We start from the raw sequence: 23,086 nt of genomic DNA on the forward strand, positions 1-23,086 counted from the left end.
CGCCAAAGAAAAAGGCCACCTGATGAGGTGGCCTTTTCTGCGATCTGGAGCGGGAAAAGAGTCTCGAACTCTCGACCTCAACCTTGGCAAGGTTGCGCTCTACCAACTGAGCTATTCCCGCGTGAGCCTCAGATTATATAGCGATCTTTGACGGATTTGCCTGGATCCCAGAAAAAAGTTCTTTTTTCCCCTTTTTCCCTTGCCGGAGTGATTTCAGGCGTCGAACACCATCGAGCGGTGCATCGACACGCCCGCCATCAGCCCGTCCGCCGATGCCATCGTGGCGTTGGAGAACATCATCGCCAGATCGCCCGCGCCGTAGACGCCGGGCACGGTCGTCATCTTCATCGCGTCGACGCGCAGCACCTTGCCGAGCGGGCCGTCGTCGAAGGCGCAGCCCAGCCGCTCGGCCAGCGGACTCGCGGGCCGCGTGCGCGGCGCCACGTAGAGCGCCTCGATGGGCACCAGCCTGCCGTCACCGATGCGCGCACCGGTCAATTCTTGCCCCTCGCCTTCAAGGCCGGCGATGCGCCCGGGTTCGATGATCACGCCACGCGCCTGCAGCTTCGCGCGCGCCTCGGCATCGGGCCCTTCGCCGCCATGCAGGAAGAGCGTGGTCGGGCCCCATTCGGCGATCAGCAGCGCATGATCCGGCGGCTGCGCGCCGTGGTGATAGAGCACGCCCAGCTGGCGCTCGCTGAACTCGTAGCCGTGGCAATAGGGACAGTGCAGCACGCTCGAGCCCCAGCGTTCGCCGATGCCGGAAATCTCCGGCAGGCCGTCCTGCACGCCATAGGCCAGCAGCAGCTTGCCGGCCGAGCGGCGCTCGCCGTTGCTCAGCGATACGGTGAATCCACCTGCCTCCTCGGCACCCGCATCCACCACGGCCGCCTCGACGAACTCGACGCTGGGATACGCAAGCAGCTTCTCGCGCGCATCCGCAATCATCTTCAGGGGCGGCACGCCGTCCTGCCCGAAGAAGCCGTGCGACGCGGCCGCGAAGCGGTTGCGCGGCGCGCCGGTGTCGACGACGCAGACCTTGCGCCGCGCCCGGGCAAGCTGCATGGCAGCGGAAAGGCCGGCAAAGCTGCCGCCCACGATCAGAGCGTCATGACGCATGTTCGATGTCCTTCGATGTGAAGCCGCCGCCTGTCATGCGGCGATGGAAGTCCCTGGAAAGATCGGCCAGCGTGATGCTGTTGAAGCGCCTGAGCAGCAGCGCCTCGGCCTCGTCGCAGACGCCGTCGAGCGCCGCGTTCACCGCCTGCTCGACGATGCACCCCGGGCTCTCGGTGCGGTTGCCCATGGCCAGCAGCGCGGGCGCGCCCACCGCGTTGTGGACGTCGCCCAGCGTCACCGCCGACAAGGTGCACGACAGCATCCACCCGCCGCCATGGCCCTTGGCCGAACTCACGAACCCCGCCTGCCGCAGGCCGGCCATGAGTCGGCGCACGACCACCGGGTTGGTCTGCATCGCAACCGCGAGCGACTCGGAGGTGACGGGCGTCTTCATCTCGGCCATGTGCAGCAGCACGTGGAGGACGGCGGAGAGCTTGCTGTCGCGTTTCATGCAACATTATGAGTTGCGTGTGTTTGCCATGACGGGCGAAAGGGTCTTGCATCGCCCCGGGCGGCGAGAATCTGCCCGGCTGCACTGCCCCCTGCCATGACACCCGCCCCGATCACCCTGCTCGACGCCGCCCTGCGCGGCGTGCTGCTGGCCCTGCTGCTCGTGCTCGCGCTGATCCTCGGCCGCGACCGCCCTCGCCTGCCGGCGGCGCGCGCGGGCGTGTTGCTCGCGCTGGGGCTGTGCATCCAGGTCGTCGGCTCCGCGCCGATGTTCGAAGCCTCCGTGCCGCGCACATGGCAGGCGCCCTTCGTCGCGGTCTCCGTCGGCAACGCGGTGCTGTTCTGGGTGTTCGTCCGGGCGCTGTTCGACGACGACTTCGCCCTGCGGCCGGTGCACGTCGCCTCATGGCTGGCCGTGGCGGCGCTGGCGGCGCTCAACTGCGCGATCGTCGCGGGCAGCGCCTCGGTGCTCGCGCCGGTCATCATGGGTATCCAGCGCGCCGTGCCGCTGTTGTTCGCGGTGCTGGCCGCGATGGCGGCGGCTTCGCAATGGCGCGCGGACCTGGTGGAAGGCCGGCGCCGGCTGCGCGTGTTCATCGTGGTGGCGGGCGTCGGCTACAGCCTCGGGATGCTGGCCGTGCGGCTGGCCTCGCCGCGCGGACAGCTCTCGGGCCCTTCCGCCACGGCCGACGTGGCGATGCTGCTGCTGATCGTGGCGGTGGTGGCGTGGCGGATGGTCCGGCTGGCGGGGTCTGAGCTCTTTCCGGCGGCGCAGGCGCCGGCCGCGATCCCGCTGTTGATGCCGGACCCGCTGCCCCCACTGCCGGCACCGCAACCTCCCGTCGAAGCACCGGCCGATCCCCCGCCCCCTGAACCGGAACCCGGGCCAGCCTCCGACCCCGCCGAAGACCGCCTCGCCGATTCCCTCCACCACGCCATGGCGGTCGAGCACGCCTACCGCAGCGAAGACCTGAGCATCGCCGCCCTTGCCGCCCGGCTCTCGGTGCCCGAGTACCGCTTGCGCCGTCTCATCAACCAGCGGCTGGGCCATCGGAATTTCAACGCCTACGTCAACGGCTTCCGGCTGGCCGACGCAATGGCGGCGCTGGCCGATTCCTCGAAACGCGAGCTGCCGGTGCTGACGATCGCTCTGACAGCGGGCTTCCAGTCCATCGGCCCGTTCAACCGCGCCTTCAAGGCCGCCACGGGCCTCACGCCCACCGAATTCCGCAGGAAGAAGCTGGCCGAATCCTGAAATCTCTGGCCGAAAACTGGCGCTCGCGGCTTTCGGCAAGACCGGGCAGCAGCGCCCCGGCATCGTGTGGGGCTTCCAAAGGCAAGGAACCAACGATGCGACGTTCTTCTTCTCTCTTCTTCCTGTTTCTCGCGTTTTTCTGCGGTTGGACGCGGGCCTCGATGGGCATGGCGGAGCTTCCCGCCGCGCCCGGCGACGGCCCGGTCACGGTGTTCTATCCCTCGGCCGACGCAGCCCGACCGACCCAGCGCGCCCGCTTCACGCTCGACTTGGCCGTGCAAGGCGCGCCAGTGCCCGGCAATGGCCGGCTGGTGATCGTCTCTCACGGCTCGGGCGGTGCGCCGTGGGTGCATGCGGACATCGCGCGCAGCCTGGTCGAGGCCGGCTTCGTCGTCGCCATGCCCGAGCACAAGGCCGACAACTACAAGGACGACAGTGACCCCGGCCCCGACAGCTGGACGATGCGCCCAGCCGAGGTTTCGCGCGCCATCGACGCGGTGGCACGCGACCCGCGCTTCGCGCCGATGCTGCGGCTCGACAAGGTCGGGACGTACGGCATGTCGGCGGGCGGCCACACGGCCCTGAGCCTGGCCGGCGGGCGCTGGTCGCCGGCCGCCTTCGCGCGGCATTGCGAGGCGAACCTGGTGGACGACTTCCAGTCCTGCGTCGGCCTCATCACGCGGCTGACCGGTGGCCCGCTCGACGGCATCAGGAAATGGGCGGCGCTCTTCGTCATACGCCACCGCTTCGGCGACGACGCCGCGCCGCGCGAGCACACCGATCCACGAATCGCGGCCATCGTGGCGGGCGTGCCTTCCTCGGCCGATTTCGACATGGCCTCGCTGGCCGATCCGCGCGTGCCGCTGGGCCTCATCACCGCCCGGCAGGACCGCTGGCTGATCCCGCGCTTTCACAGCGACCGCGTGCTCGCGGCCTGCCTGCCGCGCTGCGAGCTGATCGCCGACATGCCCACCGGCGGCCACGGCGCGCTGCTCTCGCCACCCCCGCCGGAGCTGAGCGGGCTGATCGGCGACATGCTCGACGACCCACCGGGCTTCGACCGCCAGAACGTGTTGCCGGATGTGAACACGAAGACAACGGCTTTCTTCCGTAAGCATCTGTTGCCTTGATGGGCCGAACGTCGATCCGGGGGCCTAACGCACGAGCCCCCGATTTCGCCGACGGCCGATTCCCACGCGAGCGGGCGAAAGCGGCGCACATGGCGACAGATCGCGGCACAGCCATGGTTGCACCCGGATCGATCGAACCCGATCGGTCCATGAAACCGTGACCATGCAACGAAAGGAACAGTCACCCATGAAGCAACAGCATCAACACAAGCGCATCGTCCTCGGCACCCTGCTCGCAGGCATGCTGGCCATCGGCGGCGTCGCCCAGGCGCAAGGCGTCGGGGTGGGCGTAGGGGTCAATGCCGACGTGAATGCCTCGGGCTCCACCGCAGGCACACGCGGCGGTGCGGGTGCGGCAACCGGCGCCAACGCCGGTGCCGGCGCGAACACCAATGCCGGCGGCGCGGCGAGCGGCGCCACGGGCGCGGCCGGCAATGCTGTCGGCGGCGTTCTGGGCGGCGCCACGAACGCGGTCGGCGGAGCGACGAACGCCGTGGGCGGCGTGACCAACACGGTGGGCGGTACGCTCGAAGGCGCGACAGGGGCTGTCGGCTCGGCCGGCGGCGCGGTGAAGGCACCTGCGGTAGGCGCGAAGGCTCACGGCAAGGCCCAGGGTTCGGGCGCTGTCGACATCAAGAAGTAACGACGGCAGCAGCCCGATGACAAAGGCCCGCGGCGCCGGAGCGCCGCGGGCCTTTTCACGTTCTGTCGCCTGATTCCGTCGCCTGGTCGGCCGGCTTGAGCTTGAACAGGCTCGTGACCTCGGCATCGAGCACCATCAGCTCGCGCTGGTTGAAGAGCCGCCAGCGCCAGCGCAGGATGCCCAGCGTCGGACGCTTCTCTGAGCGGCGCACCTCGATCACGTCGGCCACCAGCCGCAGCGCGTCGCCCGGGCGGACCGGGTTGGGCCAGCGCACATGCTCCAGCCCCGGCGATGCGAAAGATTCGGAACCGGCCAGCGCTGCCTCCACCACCAGCCGCATCGCGATGGAGCAGGTATGCCAGCCGCTTGCGATGAGCCCGCCGAAAGGGCTCTCGGCCGCCGCTTGCGCATCGGTGTGGAACCACTGCGGGTCGTAGGCCCGCGCGAACTGCAGAAGCTCGGCCTCTGTGAGCACATAGGGCCCGGCCTCGATGACCTGGCCCGCGTGGAAGTCGGCGAACTTCATCCGCCGGGGCTCAGTAGGTCTCGAGGTGCAGGCGGCCTTCGCGCTTGAGCGCCGCGCCCACCGTGTCCCAGTCGAGTCCGGCTTCCTTCGCCACGTCGCGCAGCGCGAGCACCACGCCTTCTTCCATGCTTTTCAGGCCGCACACGTAGAAGTGGCTGGCCCCGTCCTTCAGCAGCGCGGCCAGGTCGGCGGCGCGCTCGCGCATCAGGTCCTGCACGTAGCGCTTGGGTTGCCCCGGCGTGCGCGAGAACGCGAGGTTGATGTCGATGAAGTCCTTGGGCAGCGACTGCAGAGGGCCGAAGTACGGCAGCTCCTGCTGCGTGCGCGCGCCGAAGAACAGCATCAGCTTGCCGCCTTCGAACTTGCCGCTCTTGCGCAGGCGGCGGCGCCACTCGGTCATGGCGCGCATCGGGGCACTGCCGGTGCCGGTGCAGATCATCACGATGTGCGACTTCGGATGGTTCGGCATCAGGAACGAGGCGCCGAAGGGCCCCACCACCTGCACCGTGTCGCCCACCTTCAGGTCGCACACGTAGTTGGAGCACACGCCGCGCACGGGCGTGCCGTCGTGGTCCTCGGTCACACGCTTCACGGTAAGCGAGACATTGTTGTAGCCGGGGCGCTCGCCATTGCGGGGGCTGGCCACCGAGTACTGGCGCGCATGGTGGCGCTTGCCCATGGCGTCGGTGCCGGGCGGCACGATGCCAATCGACTGGCCCTCGAGCACCGGGAACGGCAGCGCGCCGAAGTCGAGCACGATGTGGTGCGTCTCGCTGTCGAAGCCAGCCTCGGTGCAGTTGTAGTTGCCCACCACGGTGGCGGTGGTCGGCGTCTTCGGCGGAAAGAGGTTGGTGTAGGCGTGCGCGGCCGACCAGGGCGGCACGGTGGCGCCGTACTGCGCGGAGTTGAAGGCCGGCTCGAGCGTTTCGACCGCGGCCTGGGTTTGCGCTTGTGCCTGCGTCTGGGCGGGAGGCGCGGCTTCCGCGCCCGCCGACACGCCGGCCGCTTCGAGCTCCTCGGGCGAGAGTTCGGCGGGCAGCGATTCCCAGGTGAACTGCTCCTCGATGGAGTACGCGCGCACCAGCGGCATGGTGCGCCAGTTGTCGATCGAGCCCGTGGGGCACGGCGAGATGCAGGCCATGCAGCCATTGCAGACGTCGGCGCGCACGACGTAGTTGTTGTCGTCGTGCGTGATCGCGTTGACCGGGCAGGTGGCCTCGCAGGTGTTGCAGCGGATGCAGATCTCGGGGTCGATCAGGTGCTGCTTGATGACTCCGGCTTCGACGGCCATGTCCATGTTCTTTCTCCTTTCCCTCTCCCCTTGGGGAGAGGGTCAGGGTGAGGGGGCAGCAGCTTGTCGTGGGGACGCTGCCTCCCTCACCCCCGCCCTCTCCCCGAGGGGAGAGGGAGTCATACCCCAATTGCAGATCAACCGAACCGCACGTACTCGAAATCCACCGGCTGGCGGTTGATGCCCATCACCGGCGGCGAGATCCAGCCGGCGAACTTGCCCGGCTCCACCACGCGGCCCATCAACGATGCCACGAAAGCGAAGTCTTCGGCACTGGGCAACCACTCGTCGCGCTTGGCGGCCCATTCCACGTCGTTCACCACGCGGCCTTCCGGCGACATCTTGATGCCGGCGAGCGCGCCGATCTGTCGGTTGAAGGCCTTGTGCGGCACCACCAGGCGTGTCGGGATGCCGGCTTTTTCCAGCACCTTGTTCCAGCGGCCCACGCCGGCCACCGAGTCCTTGATGAAGTCGTCGCGCAGCACTTCGTTCAGCGCGTTGAGCATCGGCACTTCCTTCTCGACGAGCTGGCCGTCCTTCACCTCGAGCACCTTGTAGGTCTGGCCCTTGAGCACGTGGTCGTCGGTGCGTTTGCCTTCTTCGTAGCGGCCCTTCAGGCCCGAGCTGTAGAAGATGGCGGCGTTGCTCGACTGGTCGGCGCCGAACAGGTCGATGGTCACGCTGTAGTGGAAGTTCAGGTAGCGCTGGATGGTGCCCAGGTCGATGCAGCCGGCCGCGCGCACCTTCTGCGGGTCATCGGTCTTCAGCTCGTTCATGACCTGCGCGGTGCGTGCGATGACGCGCGACACGCCGCTCTCGCCCACGAACATGTGGTGCGCTTCCTCGGTCAGCATGAACTTCGTGGTGCGCGCCAGCGGGTCGAAGGCGCTCTCGGCCAGCGCCGACAGCTGGAACTTGCCGTCGCGGTCGGTGAAGTACGTGAACATGAAGAACGCGAGCCAGTCGGGCGTGCGCTCGTTGAAGGCGCCCAGGATGCGCGGGTTGTTCTCGTCGCCCGAGGTGCGCTGCAGCAGCGCCTCGGCTTCCTCGCGGCCATCGCGGCCGAAGTGCTTGTGCAGCAGGTAGACCATGGCCCACAGGTGGCGGCCCTCTTCCACGTTGATCTGGAACAGATTGCGCAGGTCGTACATGCTGGGCGCGGTGAGGCCCAGGTGGCGCTGCTGCTCCACCGACGCGGGCTCGGTGTCGCCCTGCGTCACGATGATGCGGCGCAGGTTGGCACGGTGCTCGCCGGGCACGTCCTGCCAGGCCTTCTCGCCCTTGTGGTCGCCGAAGTGGATCTCGCGGTTGGCGTCGCCCGGGTTCAGGAAGATGCCCCAGCGGTAGTCGCGCATCTTCACGTGGCCGAACTGCGCCCAGCCCTGCGGATCGACGCTCACCGCCGTGCGCAGGTACACCTCGTGGTTGGTGGAGCCCTCGGGGCCCACGTCGTCCCACCAGTTGATGAAGTTGGGCTGCCAGCCTTCGAGCGCGCGCTGCAGCGTGCGGTCTTCGCCGAGGTTGACGTTGTTGGGGATCTTCTCGCTGTAGTTGATCGTGCTCATGGGGGGTTCCTTCCGAATACACACAAACTCGGGACCGAACGCAGAAGTCGCGAAGGTTTCGCAGAAGCCGCAGAAGAAAAACCAGGGAAGGTTCTCGTGATTCTTCTTCTGCGGCTTCTGCGTAGCTTTTGTCTTCCTTCTGCGTTCGGCTGTTCTTGTCTCTTCCTGTGGTCCTGTATTTGCCTCAGACCCGGTTCAAATCGAAGCCGGCTTTCTGGCCGGTGCCGTAGACCTTCAGCGCGCCCTTCTCGCCGACGGCGTTGGGGCGGTTGAAGATCCAGTTCTGCCAGGCCGAGAGGCGGCCGAAGATGCGGGTGACCATGTTCTCCTTGCTCGCGAAGCGCAGGTTGGCTTCCAGGCCGGTCAGGGAGTCGGGCGACATCGCGGCGCGTTCCTCGATGGCGATGCGGATTTCGTCGTCCCAGTCGATGTCGTCGGGCGCGGCGGTCACCAGGCCCAGCTTCAGCGCCTCGTCGGCATCGAGCGCCTTGCCGGCGGCGGCGCGAGCGGCTTCCAGCGGCGCGGCCTCTTCATAGAAGCGGCGCTGCAGGCGGCTCTGGTCGTTCACCATCGGGAAGAAGCCGAAGTTGAACTCGTCCAGCGTGAGCCTGGGCGCGCGCTCGGCATCGTCGGGCAGCGCGAGCATGTAGGCGCGGTCGGCCGCGAAGGCCAGTTCGGCCAGCGTGCCGGCGAAGCACGAGCCGGCTTCGATCAGGGCGAACAGGCTGCGCGAGGACACGTCCAGGCGCGCCAGCGTGCGGCGCAGCGCGCCGATGGTCTCGCGCACCAGCCAGTGGTCCTTGTTGGCGAGCATCACGGCGTCCGACGCGAGCACGGCGGCAGCGTCGCCCTCGGTCTTGAGCAGCCAGGTGCCGATGTCGAGTTCGTTGGTGCGCAGGTTCAGGATGGCGTCGTCGAGTTCGCGGCACATCGCCAGCGGCCACCATGCGGCGCCGGCTGCCTCGATGGCGGCGATGTCCGACGGCTGCGCGCCGGTGGGCGCCTTCACTGTGATGGTGGCGGTGCGCTTGCTGCGGTCGATCCGCACGTCGACGTTCGCGTACGAGATGCCGTCGGCGCTGTCGGTGCGCTCCAGGCGGGTCAGCGCCACGCCCTTGCCGTTGGCCGGGCGGTCGCTGCCGGCGGCGAGCTGCGAAGCGCGCTCCTGCACGGCGGCGGCGAACTGCGCGGGCTTGGCCACGGCGTCGACCAGGCGCCAGTCGACCGCGCGCTGGCCGCGCACGCCTTCGACGCTGGTACAGAAGATGTCGGCGAGGTCATGGCGCACGTGGCGCTTGTCGGTCACGCGGGTCAGGCCGCCGGTGCCGGGCAGCACGCCCAGCAGCGGCACTTCGGGCAGCGAGACGGCGGAAGAGCGGTCGTCCACCAGCAGGATCTCGTCGCAGGCCAGCGCCAGTTCGTAGCCGCCGCCCGCGCAGGCGCCGTTGACGGCCGCCAGGAACTTCAGGCCCGAGTGTTTCGACGAGTCTTCGATGCCGTTGCGCGTCTCGTTGGTGAACTTGCAGAAGTTCACCTTCCAGGCGTGGCTGGAAACGCCCAGCATGAAGATGTTGGCGCCGGAGCAGAAGATGCGGTCCTTGCCGCTGGTGACGATCACGCTGCGCACCTCGGGGTGCTCGAAGCGCACGCGGTTGAGCGCGTCGTTCAGCTCCACGTCCACGCCCAGGTCGTAGCTGTTGAGCTTGAGCTTGTAGCCGGGGCGGATGCCGCCGTCTTCCGCGATGTCGAGCACGAGGCGCGCGATGGCGCCGTCGAAGCTCAGCGACCAGTGGCGGTACTGGCCGGGTTCGGTGCGGTAGTCGACGCGCTGGGGCGCCTGGAGCGTGGTGGTGTCGGTCATGCGGAAGTCTCCTGTGGGGCAGTGTTCGGAAACCGTGAACAGGAAAGATAATGCACTTTCTTGCTCCGATGACATGCATCATGCTGCATGCACACAGGCAAGTCAATGCCTGCTGCACTTTTTTCAGATTTCAGGAGTCCGGAAGGCGCCTAGACCAGTCCCATGGACTGGCGGACGGCCGCACGCAGGGCCTGGAAGCTCTGCGGGAGCGTCTTGCCGCTGGTGTCCACCGACAGGTCGGCCTTCGAATAGAAGGCGGCGCGGCCGTTCAGGATGCGGCGCAGGTCTTCCATCGCTTCCTTGCTGGCGGCCATCGGGCGGGTGTCGCCCTGCGCGGCCACGCGGCCCATGTGCTCCTCGGGCGCGGCCTGCAGCCACACGGTGGTGCAGTGCGCGAGCAGCTCGTTGAAGGTGGCCGGGTCGGAGACGATGCCGCCGGGCGTGGCGATCACCACCTCGCTGTAGATCTGCACCGCTTCTTCCAGCGCGCGGCGCTCGTAGCGGCGGTAGGCGTTGGTGCCGTACAGGTCGTGGATCTCGCGCACGCTGCAGCCGGCGAGCTTTTCGATCTCGCGGCTGAGCTCGATGAACGGGATTTCCAGGTCTTCCGCCAGCATCTGCCCCAGCGTCGACTTGCCCGCGCCGCGCAGACCCACGAGCGCGATGCGCCGGTGCCGCGCCGGGTCGACCGAGGCGGTGCCCAGCAGCTCGCCGATGGCCACGCGCACGCGGCGCAGGTCGGCCTCGCCGCGGTTCTCGAGCAGTTCCCGGATGAGCAGCCACTCTGGCGAGCTGGTGGTCACGTCGCCCACCAGCTCGGCCAGCGAGCAGTGCAGCGCGCCAGCCACCTGTTGCAGCACCAGGATCGATGCATTGCCGATACCGTATTCGAGATTGGCCAGATGGCGCTCCGACACGTCGGCCGCGACGGCCACCGCCTTGCGCGTGAGCCCGCGCTGCGCGCGCAGGTTGCGCACGCGGTCGCCCAGCGCCGACAGCAGCGGATTCTTCGCCTCCCCGGCGACGGCCTGGCCTGGCGCGCCGTTGCCGCTTTCAGGCGCGGCGGCCAGCGCCGCGTCTACATGCTCGTTCATGCAATTCCTCGTTCTTCGCCGGGATTGTGCGCGCTCAGGGTAAACACCATAGATGCACTATATTGCTTGACACTCATTGTCTCGATGCTTATTGTTCGGCCACACGCAAGATACTGCACACTCAGTGATCCTGCAAGGTAGTTCCAAAGTTCGAGGCCCCACGATGTCCGACAGCAGCAGCACTCCCGCCACCGGCAAGGAAGCATTCCACCAGCTGATCGCCGGCCTGACCGCCCAGATCGCCGGCAAGCCGCTCGACGGCGAACTCGACCGGTGGCTCAACACCCACCACGGCGCCGGCAGCGCCAGCTTCGAGCAGCTGCGCCAGGCCTGCATCGGCGGCGTCGCCGAAGGGTGGCTCTGCGAGCGCGAGGGCGGCGGCATCAGGTACGGCCGCGTCTTCAAGGCCGAAGACGCGCTGCACCGCTTCTCGGTCGACGTGGTCGACATGCAGGACATCGCCGGTCCGCACCACACCCATCCCAACGGCGAGATCGACCTGATCATGCCGCTCGACGGCGCGGCCGCCACCTTCGACGGCCGGCCTGCGGGCTGGTGCGTCTACGGCCCCGGCACCGCGCATCGCCCGACCGTGGCCCAGGGCCGCGCGCTTGTCCTGTATCTCCTGCCTGAAGGGCAGATCAAGTTCACCCAATGACCGAGCTTCTTCCCAACTACGTCGCCGGCCGCTGGCAAAGCGGTTCAGGCGCAGGCACGCCTCTTTTCGACCCGGTACTGGGCACCGAGCTCGCGCGCGTCGATGCCACCGGCCTGGACCTGCCGGCCGCCTTCGCCTTCGCACGCGAACAGGGCGGCAGCGCGCTGCGCGCCCTCACCTACCGCCAGCGCGCGGGGCTGCTTGCGGCCGTGGTGAAGGTGCTGCAGGCCAACCGCGATGCGTATTACGAGATCGCCACCGCCAACTCCGGCACGGTGAAGAACGACTCGGCCGTGGACATCGACGGCGCGATCTTCACGCTCGGCCAGTACGCCAAGTGGGGCGATGCGCTCGGCGACGTGCGCGCGCTGCGCGACGGCGACGCGGTGAAGCTCGACAAGGAGCCGGTGTTCCAGTCGCAGCACCTGCAGGTGCCGACGCAGGGCGTGGCGCTCTTCATCAACGCATTCAACTTCCCCTCCTGGGGCCTGTGGGAGAAGGCCGCGCCCGCGCTGCTCTCCGGCGTGCCGGTGATCGTGAAGCCCGCCACCGCCACCGCCTGGCTCACGCAGCGCATGGTGAAGGACGTGGTCGACGCGGGCGTGCTGCCGGCCGGCGCGCTTTCCATCGTGTGCGGCAGCTCGGCCGGCCTGATGGACGCGCTGCAGCCCTTCGACGTGGCCTCCTTCACCGGCTCGGCCGAGACGGCGGCGGTGATCCGCTCGCACCCGGCCGTGGCGCAGCGCTCGGTGCGCGTGAACATCGAGGCCGACAGCCTCAACAGCGCCCTGCTGCTGCCCGGCGCCGCGCCCGGCAGCGACGCCTTCAACCTGCTCGTGCGCGAAGTGGTGCGCGAGATGACGGTGAAGTCGGGCCAGAAGTGCACCGCCATCCGCCGCATCCTGGTGCCGGCGGAGCTCTATGACGCGGCGGCCGAGGCCATCGGCGCCAGGCTCGCGGGCATCACTGTCGGCAATCCGCGCAACGAGAGCGTGCGCATGGGTTCGCTGGTGAGCCGCGCGCAGCTCGGTTCGGTGCGCGAAGGCCTGGCGGCGCTGTCCGCGCAGGCCACCGTGCTGCACGACGGCCGCGACAAGCCCCTGGTCGACGCCGACCCGGCCATTGCCGCCTGCATCGGCCCCGTGCTGCTGGGCGCGCGCGACGCCGACGCAGCGCAGCAGGTGCACGACGTGGAAGTGTTCGGCCCCGTCGCCACGCTGCTGCCCTACCGCGACCTCGCGCACGGCATCGCACTGGCGCATCGCGGCCAGGGCTCGCTCGTCACCTCCATATATGGAAGCGACGACGCGGCACTGGCGCAGGCCACGCTAGCGGTGGCCCCGAGCCACGGCCGCGTGCACGTCGTCAGCCCCGAAGTGGCGCAGGCCCACACCGGCCACGGCAACGTGATGCCGATGTCGCTGCACGGCGGCCCCGGCCGCGCGGGCGGCGGCGCCGAGCTGGGCGGACTGCGCGCGCTCGACTTCTATCACCGCCGCGCCGCGGTGCAGGCGAGCCCTGGCGTGATCGCCGCGCTCGGCCTCTAGAAAAGAACACGGCCGAAGGAGACAAGACCATGACCCCGCCCCCACGATTCAACTTCGCCGGACACCTGTTCGACCTCAACCGCGAACGCGCCGCGCGCCCCGCCTACATCGACGACCGCGGCACGCTGAGCTACGGCCAGCTCGAGGAGCGCTCGCGCCGCCTGGCCGCCGCGCTGCAGGCCGCCGGCATCCGGCGCGAAGAGCGCGTGCTGCTGCTCATGCTCGACGGCAACGACTGGCCCGTGAGCTTCCTCGGCAGCCTCTATGCCGGCGCGGTGCCGGTGGCGGTCAACACCCTGCTCACGCCCGACGACTACGCCTACATGCTCGACCACAGCCGCGCGCAGGCGGTGCTGGTGTCGGGCGCGCTGCTGCCCACGCTGCAGGAGGCGATGTCGCGCGGCGGGCACGAGGTGCGCGCGCTCTTCGTGTCGCAGCCCGCCGGCGCGCTGCCCGAAGGCGCACAGGAATTCGACGCCGCGCTCGCCGCCGTCGAACCGCTCGCGGCACCAGTGACCACGGCTTCCGACGACCCGGGCTTCTGGCTGTATTCCTCCGGCTCCACCGGCAAGCCGAAGGGCACGGTCCACACGCACGCCAACCTGTGGTGGACGGCCGAGCTCTACGGCAAGCCGGTGCTCGGCCTGACCGAGGACGACGTCTGCTTCTCGGCCGCCAAGATGTACTTCGCCTACGGCCTGGGCAACGCGCTGACCTTTCCGCTCTCGGTGGGCGCCACCGTGGTGCTGATGGCCGAGCGCCCCACGCCCGACGCCACCTTCCGCCGCTGGGTGGAACACAAACCGACCGTGTTCTTCGGCGCGCCCACGGGCTTCGCGGGCATGCTCGCCTCGCCCAGGCTGCCCGCGCGCGAAGCGGTGGCGCTGCGCATGTGCTCCTCGGCCGGCGAGGCGCTGCCGGGCGAGATCGCGCAGCGCTTCAAGCAGCACTTCGGCTGCGAGATCATCGACGGCATCGGCTCGACCGAGATGCTGCACATCTTCATCTCCAACCGTCCCGGCGACGTGCGCTACGGCACCACCGGCCGGCCGGTGGAAGGCTACGAGGTCGAGCTGCGCGGCGAGGACGGCCGCCCCGTGCCCGACGGCGAGGTGGGCGACCTCTACATCCGCGGCCCGAGCTCGGCGCTGATGTACTGGGCCAACCGCGAGAAGTCGCGCGAGACCTTCCAGGGCGGCTGGACCAAGAGCGGCGACAAGTACACCCGCGACGCCGACGGCTATTTCACCTACGCCGGGCGCAGCGACGACATGCTCAAGGTCAGCGGCATCTACGTCTCGCCCTTCGAGGTCGAGGCCACGCTGATGCAGCACCCGGCCGTGCTCGAGGCGGCGGTGATCGGCAAGGAAGACGCCGACGGCCTGACCAAGACCAAGGCCTTCGTGGTGCTGAAGGACGGGAGCGCTGCCACCGAGGACGAGCTCAAGGCCTTCGTCAAGGAACGCCTGGCGCCCTATAAGTACCCGCGTTTTCTCGAATTCGTGGGCGAACTGCCCAAGACGGCGACGGGGAAGATCCAGCGCTTCCGGCTGCGCGAGAAGGAAAAGCAGGCGTGATGCAGGCACGGCCTTTGCAGGCGCAGCCTGCCCCCATCCCGACCTTTCCCCAAAAGGGGAAGGCGCAGCAACCATGAGCACCGACTTCGCCACCATCACCTGGCGCAACCGCGAGGTGCGCATCGAATGCCAGTGGATCGCGCCCGAGCGCACCGCTGCGCCGCTCGTCGTGTTCCTGCACGAGGGCCTGGGCTCGGTCGCGATGTGGAAGGACTTTCCCGCGCGGCTGTGCGAAGCCGCCGGCGTGCGCGGCCTCGTGTTCTCGCGCCCCGGCTACGGCCGCTCCACGCCGCGCGCGGACGACGAGATCTGGGACGTCGACTTCATGCACCGCCAGGCGCACGAGGTGCTGCCCGCCCTCTTCGCCGCGCTCGGCCTCGCCGACCAGAAACCCTGGCTCTTCGGCCACAGCGACGGCGGCTCGATCTCGCTGCTGCATGCCTCGCGCTTTCCCGACAAGGTGGCCGGCCTCGTGGTGCTGGCGCCGCACATCTTCGTGGAGGACGTGACGGTGGCGAACATCGAGAACGCGCGCACCGCCTATCTCGGCACCGACCTGCCGCAGAAGCTGGGCCGCTACCACGACAGCGCCGACTCCGCCTTCTGGGGCTGGAACCGCATCTGGCTGCACCCGCCATTCCGCGACTGGAACATCGAGAGCGAACTCGACACCATCCGCTGCCCCGTGCTCGCCGTGCAGGGCATCGACGACGAGTACGGCACCCTCGCGCAGATCCGCGGCATCGCCGCGCGCGTGGATGGATGCGAGCTGCTGGAAATCCCTCAATGCGGGCATTCCCCGCATCGCGATCAGCCGGATCGTGTCATCGTCGCGGCCACTTCCTTCATCACCAGAAATCGGAGAGAGACACCATGACCATTCGCAGCACCGCCCGCCTCGCCTTCACGGCCATCGCCCTCGCCTCGCTGGCGGCGGCCGCCGGCGCCCAGGGCACGGGCAAGCTCAAGGTCGGCCTGATGCTGCCCTACAGCGGCACCTACACCGCCCTGGGCGTGGCCATCGAGAACGGCTTCAAGCTGTACGTCGACGAGCAGGGCGGCAAGCTCGCCGGCCGCGAGATCGAATACTTCAAGGTCGACGACGAGTCCGACCCGGCCAAGGCCACCGACAACGTCAACAAGCTCATCAAGCGCGACAACGTCGACGTGATCGTCGGCACCGTGCACTCCGGCGTGGCCATGGCCATGGCCAAGGCCGCCAAGGAAAGCGGCACCGTGCTGATCGTGCCCAATGCCGGCGCCGACGCAGTGACGGGCCCGATGTGCGCGCCCAACATCTTCCGCAGCTCGTTCAGCAACTGGCAGCCGGCCTACGCCATGGGCGAGGTGGCGGCCAAGCAGCAGGGCAAGAAGAAGGCGATGACCATCACCTGGAAGTACGCCGCGGGCGACGAGTCGGTCAACGGCTTCAAGGAAGGCTTCGAGAAGAACGGCGGCAAGGTCGACAAGCAGCTCACCCTGCCCTTCCCCAACGTGGAGTTCCAGGCGCTGCTGACCGAGATCGCGGCCGCCAAGCCCGATGCGGTGTACGCCTTCTTCGCGGGCGGCGGCGCGGTGAAGTTCGTCAAGGACTACCAGGCCGCCGGCCTGAACAAGACCATCCCGCTGTACGGCCCCGGCTTCCTGACCGACGGCACGCTCGACGCGCAGGGCGACTCGGCCCAGGGCATGCTGACCACGCTGCACTACGCCGACGGCCTGAACACCGCTCGCGACAACGCCTTCCGCGTGGCGTATGCCAAGTCGTTCAAGCTGCAGCCCGACGTGTACGCCGTGCAGGGCTACGACGCCGCCCAGATGCTGGGCGTGGGCCTGAACGCCACCAAGGGCGACATCTCGAAGAAGGCCGAGTTCGCGGCCGCCGTCGAGAAGGCCAAGATCGACAGCCCGCGCGGCGCGTTCACCGTGAGCAAGTCGCACAACCCGGTGCAGGACATCTACCTGCGCAAGGTGGAGGGCAAGGAGAACAAGCTGGTGAGCACGGCCATCAAGGGCCTGGCGGACCCAGCCCGCGGCTGCCGGATGTAAGCAAGCCCGAGCCCCTTTTTTTCTGAGTCTGTCTTTCCCCTCGCGGCCCTTGATCGGGCCGCGAGTCGCCTTGCGGCAACCACAACCAACTGGGATCTCGCGCTGTGGATTTCGGCACTTTCCTGGTCCAGTGTCTGAACTCGGTTCAGTACGGACTGCTTCTCTTCCTCGTGGCCTCGGGGCTGACGCTGATCTTCGGGATCATGGGCGTCATCAACCTCGCCCACGGGAGCTTCTACATGATCGGCGCCTACATGGCGTTCTCGCTCGCGCCGCTGTTCGGCGACCAGTTTCTGCTGATGCTGGTGGCCGGCGTGGTGCTGGCGGCCGTGTTCGGCTACCTGCTCGAATGGGCCTTCTTCAGCTACCTCTACCAGCGTGACCACCTGCAGCAGGTGCTCATGACCTACGGCCTGATCCTGGTGTTCGAGGAGCTGCGCTCCATCCTCGTGGGCAACGACGTGCATGGCGTGAAGGTGCCCGCGTGGCTCGACGGCAGCTTCGCGCTGGGCAGCGTCATGAGCTACCCGTGGTACCGGCTCTTCGCGTCGGCCGCCTGCATCGTCCTGGCCGTGGGCCTGTACTGGGTGGTGAACCGCACGCGCCTGGGCATGATGATCCGCGCCGGCGCGAGCAACCGCGACATGGTGCGCGGCCTGGGCATCGACGTGAAGCGGCTCTACCGCATCGTGTTCGCCGCGGGCGTGGCGCTCGCCGCGCTGGCCGGCATGATCGCCGCGCCGATGTCCTCGGTGTATCCGAACATGGGAGCGAGCGTGCTCATCATCTGCTTCGTGCTGGTGGTGATCGGCGGCATCGGCTCCATCACCGGCGCGCTGGTGGCCTCGCTGCTGGTGGGCTTCGTCGACACCTTCGGCAAGGTGTTCTTCGCCGACTTGAGCGGCATCGGCATCTATCTGCTGATGGCCATCGTGCTCATCTGGAAGCCCGAGGGGCTGATGGGGAGGCGGCCATGACAGCCATGAAGAAAAGCGCCTTCCTGCTGCCCGTGGCTTGCGCGGTCGCCGTCGGCATCGCCGGCCCGTTCATGGGCAACTACGCATCGGACTTCATCGTGAAGGTGATGATCCTGTCGATCTTCGCGCTGAGCCTGGAGTTGCTGGTGGGCATGACCGGCCTCGTGAGCCTGGGCCACGCGGCGTTCTACGGCATCGGCGCGTACGTGACGGTGCTGGCCTCGGGCAACGAGGGCGGCAACTTCGCGCTGCTGCTGCCGCTGTCCATGGGCGTGGCGGCGCTCTACGCGCTCTTCGTCGGCGCGCTGAGCCTGCGCACGCGCGGCGTGTACTTCATCATGGTGACGCTCGCCTTCGCGCAGATGGCCTTCTTCGTGTTTCACGACACCAAGGTGGGCGGCGGCAGCGACGGCATCTACATGTACGTGCGGCCCGCCATCGGCGCGCTCGACATGGAGAACCGCACGGTGCTGTTCTACGTGGTGCTGGCCTCGCTGGTGTTCACCTACGCCCTGCTGGCGCTCATCCGGCGATCGCGCTTCGGCGCGGCGCTGGCGGGCATCCGCGTGAACGAGCAGCGCATGCGCGCCGCCGGCTTCGCTGTGTACGGCTACAAGCTCGCGGCCTTCGTGCTGGCGGGCGCGCTGGCCGGGCTCGCGGGCTTCCTGCTCGCCTCGCGCGACGGCGTGGTCAACCCCGAGCTGATGGCCTGGCACAACTCGGGCGAGGTGCTGCTGATGGTGATCCTCGGCGGTCTCGGTCACCTGCGCGGCGCGGTGATCGGTGCCGTGGCGTTCACGCTGCTGAAGGAAATCTTCTCCACGCACGCGGTGATGGGCCCGCTGGCCGACCACTGGCAGCTGACGCTGGGGCTCACGATCATCGTGTTCGTGGCGCTGCTGCCCAAGGGCCTGATCGGCCTGGTGCAGCGTCTCTCGCCGAAGGGGGCCGCATGACGACGACCACCGCACTGCTCTCCGTCGAGAAGCTCACGCGCCGCTTCGGCGGCCTCACGGCCGTCAACGGCGTCACGCTCGACCTGCACGTGGGCGAGGTGCATGCCGTGATCGGCACCAACGGCGCCGGCAAGTCCACGCTCATCAACATGCTCTCGGGCGAGATCGAGGCCAGCGAAGGCCGCATCACGCTCGACGGCACGGACATCACCGGCCGCGCGCAATGGAAGCGCGCGCGCGACGGCGTGGGCCGCAGCTACCAGCGCACCACCATCTTCCCGGAGTTCAGCGTGCACGAGAACTGCCGGCTCGCCGCGCAGGCCGCCACGCCGAAGCCCTGGGCCTTCTGGGAGTCGTCGCGCGGCTGCGCCACCAGCAGCGCTTCGGCCGACGCGGCGCTGGAGGCCGCCGGCCTCGCGCACGAGGCGCAGCGCATTGCCGGCACCATGAGCCACGGTGCGCAGCGCCAGCTCGAAGTGGCGATGTGCCTGGCCACCAACCCGCGCGTGCTGCTGCTCGACGAACCCCTCGCCGGCATGGGCGCCGAGGAAACCGACCGCATGCTCACGCTGCTCGCGCGGCTGAAGGCCACGCACGCGATCCTGCTGGTGGAACACGACATGGACGCCGTGTTCCGCATCGCCGACCGCATCACCGTGATGGTGAACGGGGCGGTCATCGCCACGGGCACGCCTCAGGAAATCCGCGAGAACCCGGAAGTGCGCACGGCCTATCTCGGAGACCACTGACATGCTGCTCGTGCGCGACCTCAATACCTACTACGGCAACAGCCACATCCTGCGCGGCGTGCATGCCGGCATTCCCGCGGCCACCTCGGTCGGCCTGCTCGGGCGCAACGGCATGGGCAAGACCACGCTGATCCGCACCATGATGGGCTACGTGCGCCCCGCGTCGGGCGAAGTGCAGGTCGACGGCCGCACCGTCACCGGCTTGCCGCCCGAGAAGATGGCGCGCCTGGGCATCGGCTACGTGCCCGAGGGGCGCGGCATCTTCCCGAACCTGTCGGTGCGCGAGAACCTCGTGATGAGCGAGCGCGCGGGCATCGACGGCCGGCGCGAATGGACCTTCGACCGTGTGATGGCCACCTTCCCGCGCCTGGCGGAGCGCCTGTCGAACGGCGGCCAGCAGCTGTCGGGCGGCGAGCAGCAGATGCTCTCCATCGGCCGCGCGCTCATGACCAACCCGCGCCTCTTGATCCTCGACGAGGCCACCGAAGGCCTCGCGCCGCTGATCGTGGCCGAGATCTGGCGCGTGATCGGCGAGATTCGCGCCACCGGCATCGCCACGCTGATCGTCGACCGCGACTACCGCAAGGTGCTCGCGCACACCGACCTCGCGGTAGTGATGGAGAAGGGACAGATCGTGCGGCACGGTGCCTCGGCCGACCTGCTGGCCGAGCCGCACGCGCTGGAGGAACTGCTGGGCGTGTAGGCCACGCGATGACGCGCGAGATCAGCCTCCTCGACACATCGGGCAAGCCCCTGCCCTTCGACGGCAGGATGCTGATGAACGCGCAGGCCACCGCGTGGCAGGGCTTCGCGCTGGAGGTGCGCGCAATGTCCGGCGATGGCGAGAACCCCGCCTGCTACAACCCGCATCCGCTGATCGGCCTGTGCGTGCGCGGCCATGTGAAAGGCGCGATGACGCGGGGGCGGCGCCAGCATCCCTTCGAGTCGAACGCCGGCGGGATCTTCATCTTCGAGCAGGGCTACGAGGTCGAGCGCGCAACCTGGACCGGCGAGCTCGCCGAGACCATCGTGCTGGAGATCCGCCCCGAGGCACTGCGCAGCCTCATGCCCGAGGGCGACGGCGAGCTGCACCTGCAGACGCAACTGTCGACCACCGACGCGACGCTGTCGGCCCTGGTCATCGCCATGCGCGACGAGGTGGAGCGCGGCTGCAGCTCGGGCCGCCTGCATGCGCAGGGCCTGTCGATGGCGCTCGCGAGCTACCTGCGCAACCGCTACGGAGCCACGGGCAACACCCGGCGCCCGCGCGGACGGCTCTCGCAGAACGACCTGCGCAGGGTGTACGACTGGGTCATGCAGCATCTGTCCGAGGACTTCGGCATCGACGAACTCGCGGCCGAGCTGCACCTGAGCGCGGTGCATTTCACGCGGCTCTTCCGCGCCAGCACCGGCGCGACGCCGTACCGCTACGTGATGGAGCAGCGCGTGCGCCACGCGCTGTCGCTGCTGCGCGGCAACCAGTCGCTCGCGGAGATCGCGCAGGCCGTGGGCTTTTCGAGCCAGGCGCATTTCACGCAGGTGTTCCGCCAGCTGGTCGGCACCACGCCGGCGCGCGCGCGGCGCGGGTAAGTCCCGGTGGAGGGTGAAGGAATCCTGCAAGCGGTGATCGCATGTCGATATACCGCGGCGGGGGGCGCGGGCAAATTCATGTCTCTACACAACAGGAGACGAGAAGATGCCCAAGCCATTGCCCACCCCGCCGATCCCCATTTCCGCCGTCCTCTGCCTGAGCCTCGCCGCGGCAGCCGTGCTCACGGCCTGCGGCGGCAGCAGCTCCTCAGGCCCTGCCGTGCTGCCTCTCGTTCCCGCGCCAGCCACGGCTCCACCCGCCGGCGCGCCGCTGGCCCTGGCCTGCGATGAAAGCCTGAAGACCGCGTTCAAGCCCGACGCCGACACCACCGTGACGGTGGTGAAACAGTTCAGGAAAGGCGACGACCTGAACCTCGACGGCAAGGCCTCGGGCACGGTGGCGGCCAGCGACGTGTGCATGGTCAAGCTCAACGTGGGACCCGGCCATGCGGGCCCGGCCGATGCGCCATCGACCTCGCCGGGCATCGGCATCGAGGTGTGGCTGCCTTCGCAGGCCTCGTGGAACAGCCGCATCCGCGTGCTCGGCGGCGGCGGCTTCGTCGGCGACGCGGGCATCAGCGCGAAGACGCAGATCGGTGGGGCGAATGCAGCCGCCATCGCGGCGGGCGAAGGCTCGGTGAGCGCCGTGACCGACGCCGGGCATGCATCGAAGGCCCCGCTGCCTTCGGTGGACGGCTCTTTCGCGATGAACCCCGACGGCACCGTCAACACCACGCTGTGGACCGACTTCGCGAGCCGCGGCATTCACCAGATGGCCGTCAAGGCCAAGGCACTCGCCGCCGGCTTCTACCAGCGCGACGCGAAGTACGCCTACTGGGATGGCTGCTCCACCGGCGGCCGCCAGGGCCACATGCAGGCGCAGGTGAACCCCGACGACTTCGACGGCATCCTGGCCGGCAACAGCGCGATCAACTGGACCAGCTTCATCACCGCCGAGCTGTATCCGCAGGTGGTGATGCAGCGCGACCTTGGCGGCACGCCGCTCACGGCCGACCAGCTTTCGCTGGTGTCCTCGTCGGCGGTGAGCGCCTGCGACAGCGCGCTCACGGGCCAGCACGACGGCTTCATCAGCGACCCCGCCGCCTGCAAGTACGACCCCGCTCAGGACAAGACCGTGCTTTGCACCGCCAGCGGCGGCACCAACGCCACCGCCGCATGCCTGAGCACCGCGCAGGCGCAGGCCGTCAACAAGATCTGGTACGGCCAGACACGCGACGGCAGCGCGCCCGCGCCCGCCAGCGACATCGGCTACGGCGCCACGCTGGCATCGAACCAGCTCTGGTACGGCCTCACGCGCGGCACCGCGCTCAACAGCCCCGGCGCGCCGGGCTTCTCGCTGGCCGACTCGGTGGCCGGCGTGCCCGTGCCCTTTCACATCGCCGCGCACCAGGTGGCGCTGAACCTGCAGGACCCGACGATCGCAACGCCGGACTTCATCAACGCCACGGGCAACGGCGCGGACAAGTGGAAGGGCCTGTCTTACGCCCAGCTCGCCAACGCGAGCGACCGCGGCAAGGCGCTGCAGACGGCCTTCGCGAACATCAACGCCGACAACCCCGACCTCGCGCGCTTCCGCGACCGCGGCGCCAAGCTGCTGACGTACCACGGGTTGGCCGACCAGCTGATTCCGAGCTCGGGTACCGCCAACTACTACGAGCGCGCGGCAAAGGCGATGGGCGGCATCGATGCACTGCAGAAGTTCGACCGCTACGTGGAGATCCCGGCGATGGGCCACTGCGCGGGCGTGGGCTCTGTCAACGGCCTCGCCGGCACCAGCCCCACGGCCAACCCGCCGCTGCCGGCGCAGAACCAGCTGTTCACGGCGCTGACCGACTGGGTCGAGAAAGGCATCGCGCCCGACAGCATGGTGATGCAGAACGCCGACAGGTCGCTCGCGCGGCCGCTGTGCACCTACCCGAAGAAGATCGCCTACCTCGGCGGCGACGTGAGCAAGGCCGAGAGCTTCGCCTGCCGCTGAGCGAACCGGCGGCACACTCTGTTGCAAAGCACGAAGGCGGTCTTCGGACT

Annotated in this window: 21 protein-coding genes and 1 tRNA gene; 14 read left to right on the forward strand and 8 right to left on the reverse strand. The window is 68.6% G+C overall.

What is annotated here, in order from left to right; all coding sequences use genetic code 11:
• Positions 1-45 precede the first annotated feature (45 nt).
• The 3 genes from ACAM57_RS31365 to ACAM57_RS31375 form a co-directional block, all read right to left on the reverse strand.
• Positions 46-121: transfer RNA gene (locus tag ACAM57_RS31365), tRNA-Gly, on the reverse strand.
• A gap of 92 nt (positions 122-213) precedes the next feature.
• Positions 214-1,119 carry an NAD(P)/FAD-dependent oxidoreductase gene (locus ACAM57_RS31370; RefSeq protein WP_369660138.1) on the reverse strand — a complete coding sequence of 302 codons (906 nt, stop codon included), beginning with the start codon at positions 1,117-1,119 and terminating at the stop codon, positions 214-216.
• On the reverse strand, positions 1,109-1,570 hold the full coding sequence (locus ACAM57_RS31375) for an Rrf2 family transcriptional regulator (RefSeq protein WP_369660139.1): 462 nt from the start codon (positions 1,568-1,570) through the stop codon (positions 1,109-1,111). The genes ACAM57_RS31370 and ACAM57_RS31375 overlap by 11 nt, the downstream gene beginning before the upstream one ends.
• Positions 1,571-1,666: 96 nt before the next feature.
• On the opposite strand from ACAM57_RS31375, the gene ACAM57_RS31380 reads away from it, so the two are divergent.
• The 3 genes from ACAM57_RS31380 to ACAM57_RS31390 all read left to right on the forward strand — a co-directional run bounded on the left by ACAM57_RS31380 (position 1,667) and on the right by ACAM57_RS31390 (position 4,597).
• The gene (locus ACAM57_RS31380; RefSeq protein WP_369660140.1) at positions 1,667-2,824 is read left to right on the forward strand and encodes a helix-turn-helix domain-containing protein; all 1,158 of its coding nucleotides are present in this window, start codon (positions 1,667-1,669) and stop codon (positions 2,822-2,824) included.
• Positions 2,825-2,919: 95 nt separating this feature from the next.
• Positions 2,920-3,954, forward strand: a complete 1,035-nt coding sequence (locus tag ACAM57_RS31385) for an alpha/beta hydrolase family protein (RefSeq protein ID WP_369660141.1) — start codon at positions 2,920-2,922, stop codon at positions 3,952-3,954.
• Positions 3,955-4,141: 187 nt separating this feature from the next.
• Positions 4,142-4,597 (forward strand): adhesin, encoded by a 456-nt coding sequence (locus ACAM57_RS31390; RefSeq protein WP_184638963.1) that lies wholly within the window; start codon positions 4,142-4,144, stop codon positions 4,595-4,597.
• Between the two features lie 55 nt (positions 4,598-4,652).
• Here the strand turns inward: ACAM57_RS31390 and ACAM57_RS31395 are convergent, their stop codons facing one another.
• The 5 genes from ACAM57_RS31395 to ACAM57_RS31415 form a co-directional block, all read right to left on the reverse strand.
• On the reverse strand, positions 4,653-5,123 hold the full coding sequence (locus tag ACAM57_RS31395; RefSeq protein ID WP_369660142.1) for a MaoC family dehydratase: 471 nt from the start codon (positions 5,121-5,123) through the stop codon (positions 4,653-4,655).
• A gap of 10 nt (positions 5,124-5,133) precedes the next feature.
• The gene (boxA, locus tag ACAM57_RS31400; RefSeq protein ID WP_369660143.1) at positions 5,134-6,420 is read right to left on the reverse strand and encodes a benzoyl-CoA 2,3-epoxidase subunit BoxA; all 1,287 of its coding nucleotides are present in this window, start codon (positions 6,418-6,420) and stop codon (positions 5,134-5,136) included.
• A 131-nt stretch (positions 6,421-6,551) separates the two neighbouring features.
• Positions 6,552-7,979, reverse strand: coding sequence for a benzoyl-CoA 2,3-epoxidase subunit BoxB (gene boxB / locus ACAM57_RS31405; RefSeq protein ID WP_126020605.1), 1,428 nt, complete (start codon positions 7,977-7,979; stop codon positions 6,552-6,554).
• A 184-nt stretch (positions 7,980-8,163) separates the two neighbouring features.
• Positions 8,164-9,840 carry a 2,3-epoxybenzoyl-CoA dihydrolase gene (boxC, locus tag ACAM57_RS31410; protein WP_184638971.1) on the reverse strand — a complete coding sequence of 559 codons (1,677 nt, stop codon included), beginning with the start codon at positions 9,838-9,840 and terminating at the stop codon, positions 8,164-8,166.
• Positions 9,841-9,989: 149 nt separating this feature from the next.
• Complete coding sequence (locus ACAM57_RS31415) at positions 9,990-10,934, reverse strand: helix-turn-helix transcriptional regulator (protein ID WP_369660144.1); 945 nt, start codon at positions 10,932-10,934, stop codon at positions 9,990-9,992.
• Positions 10,935-11,097: 163 nt separating this feature from the next.
• Here ACAM57_RS31415 and ACAM57_RS31420 point away from each other — a divergent pair, with 163 nt between their 5' ends.
• The 11 genes from ACAM57_RS31420 (at position 11,098) to ACAM57_RS31470 (ending at position 23,036) form a co-directional block, all read left to right on the forward strand.
• Entirely contained in the window at positions 11,098-11,592 is a 495-nt protein-coding gene (locus tag ACAM57_RS31420; protein WP_369660145.1) for a DUF4863 family protein, read from the forward strand.
• A complete protein-coding gene (locus tag ACAM57_RS31425) occupies positions 11,589-13,139 on the forward strand; it encodes a 3,4-dehydroadipyl-CoA semialdehyde dehydrogenase (protein WP_369660146.1) in 1,551 nt (516 codons plus the stop codon). Before ACAM57_RS31420 ends, ACAM57_RS31425 begins: the two co-directional genes overlap by 4 nt.
• 29 nt (positions 13,140-13,168) lie before the next feature.
• Complete coding sequence (locus tag ACAM57_RS31430; protein ID WP_369660147.1) at positions 13,169-14,716, forward strand: benzoate-CoA ligase family protein; 1,548 nt, start codon at positions 13,169-13,171, stop codon at positions 14,714-14,716.
• 73 nt (positions 14,717-14,789) lie between these two features.
• The gene (locus ACAM57_RS31435) at positions 14,790-15,593 is read left to right on the forward strand and encodes an alpha/beta fold hydrolase (RefSeq protein WP_369660148.1); all 804 of its coding nucleotides are present in this window, start codon (positions 14,790-14,792) and stop codon (positions 15,591-15,593) included.
• The gene (locus ACAM57_RS31440) at positions 15,590-16,765 is read left to right on the forward strand and encodes an ABC transporter substrate-binding protein (protein WP_184638979.1); all 1,176 of its coding nucleotides are present in this window, start codon (positions 15,590-15,592) and stop codon (positions 16,763-16,765) included. Before ACAM57_RS31435 ends, ACAM57_RS31440 begins: the two co-directional genes overlap by 4 nt.
• A 104-nt stretch (positions 16,766-16,869) precedes the next feature.
• Entirely contained in the window at positions 16,870-17,742 is an 873-nt protein-coding gene (locus ACAM57_RS31445) for a branched-chain amino acid ABC transporter permease (protein WP_126020622.1), read from the forward strand.
• Positions 17,739-18,698 carry a branched-chain amino acid ABC transporter permease gene (locus ACAM57_RS31450; RefSeq protein ID WP_369660149.1) on the forward strand — a complete coding sequence of 320 codons (960 nt, stop codon included), beginning with the start codon at positions 17,739-17,741 and terminating at the stop codon, positions 18,696-18,698. Before ACAM57_RS31445 ends, ACAM57_RS31450 begins: the two co-directional genes overlap by 4 nt.
• The gene (locus ACAM57_RS31455) at positions 18,695-19,447 is read left to right on the forward strand and encodes an ABC transporter ATP-binding protein (RefSeq protein ID WP_369660150.1); all 753 of its coding nucleotides are present in this window, start codon (positions 18,695-18,697) and stop codon (positions 19,445-19,447) included. The genes ACAM57_RS31450 and ACAM57_RS31455 overlap by 4 nt, the downstream gene beginning before the upstream one ends.
• A gap of 1 nt (position 19,448) precedes the next feature.
• Positions 19,449-20,150 (forward strand): ABC transporter ATP-binding protein, encoded by a 702-nt coding sequence (locus ACAM57_RS31460; RefSeq protein ID WP_126020628.1) that lies wholly within the window; start codon positions 19,449-19,451, stop codon positions 20,148-20,150.
• An 8-nt stretch (positions 20,151-20,158) separates the two neighbouring features.
• On the forward strand, positions 20,159-21,037 hold the full coding sequence (locus tag ACAM57_RS31465) for a helix-turn-helix domain-containing protein (protein ID WP_369660151.1): 879 nt from the start codon (positions 20,159-20,161) through the stop codon (positions 21,035-21,037).
• Positions 21,038-21,143: 106 nt separating this feature from the next.
• Positions 21,144-23,036 (forward strand): tannase/feruloyl esterase family alpha/beta hydrolase, encoded by a 1,893-nt coding sequence (locus tag ACAM57_RS31470; RefSeq protein ID WP_369660152.1) that lies wholly within the window; start codon positions 21,144-21,146, stop codon positions 23,034-23,036.
• Positions 23,037-23,086: the final 50 nt, after the last annotated feature.

It is taken from the genome of Variovorax sp. V15 (assembly GCF_041154425.1).
In the GTDB taxonomy this organism is placed as follows: Bacteria; Pseudomonadota; Gammaproteobacteria; order Burkholderiales; family Burkholderiaceae_C; genus Variovorax; species Variovorax guangxiensis.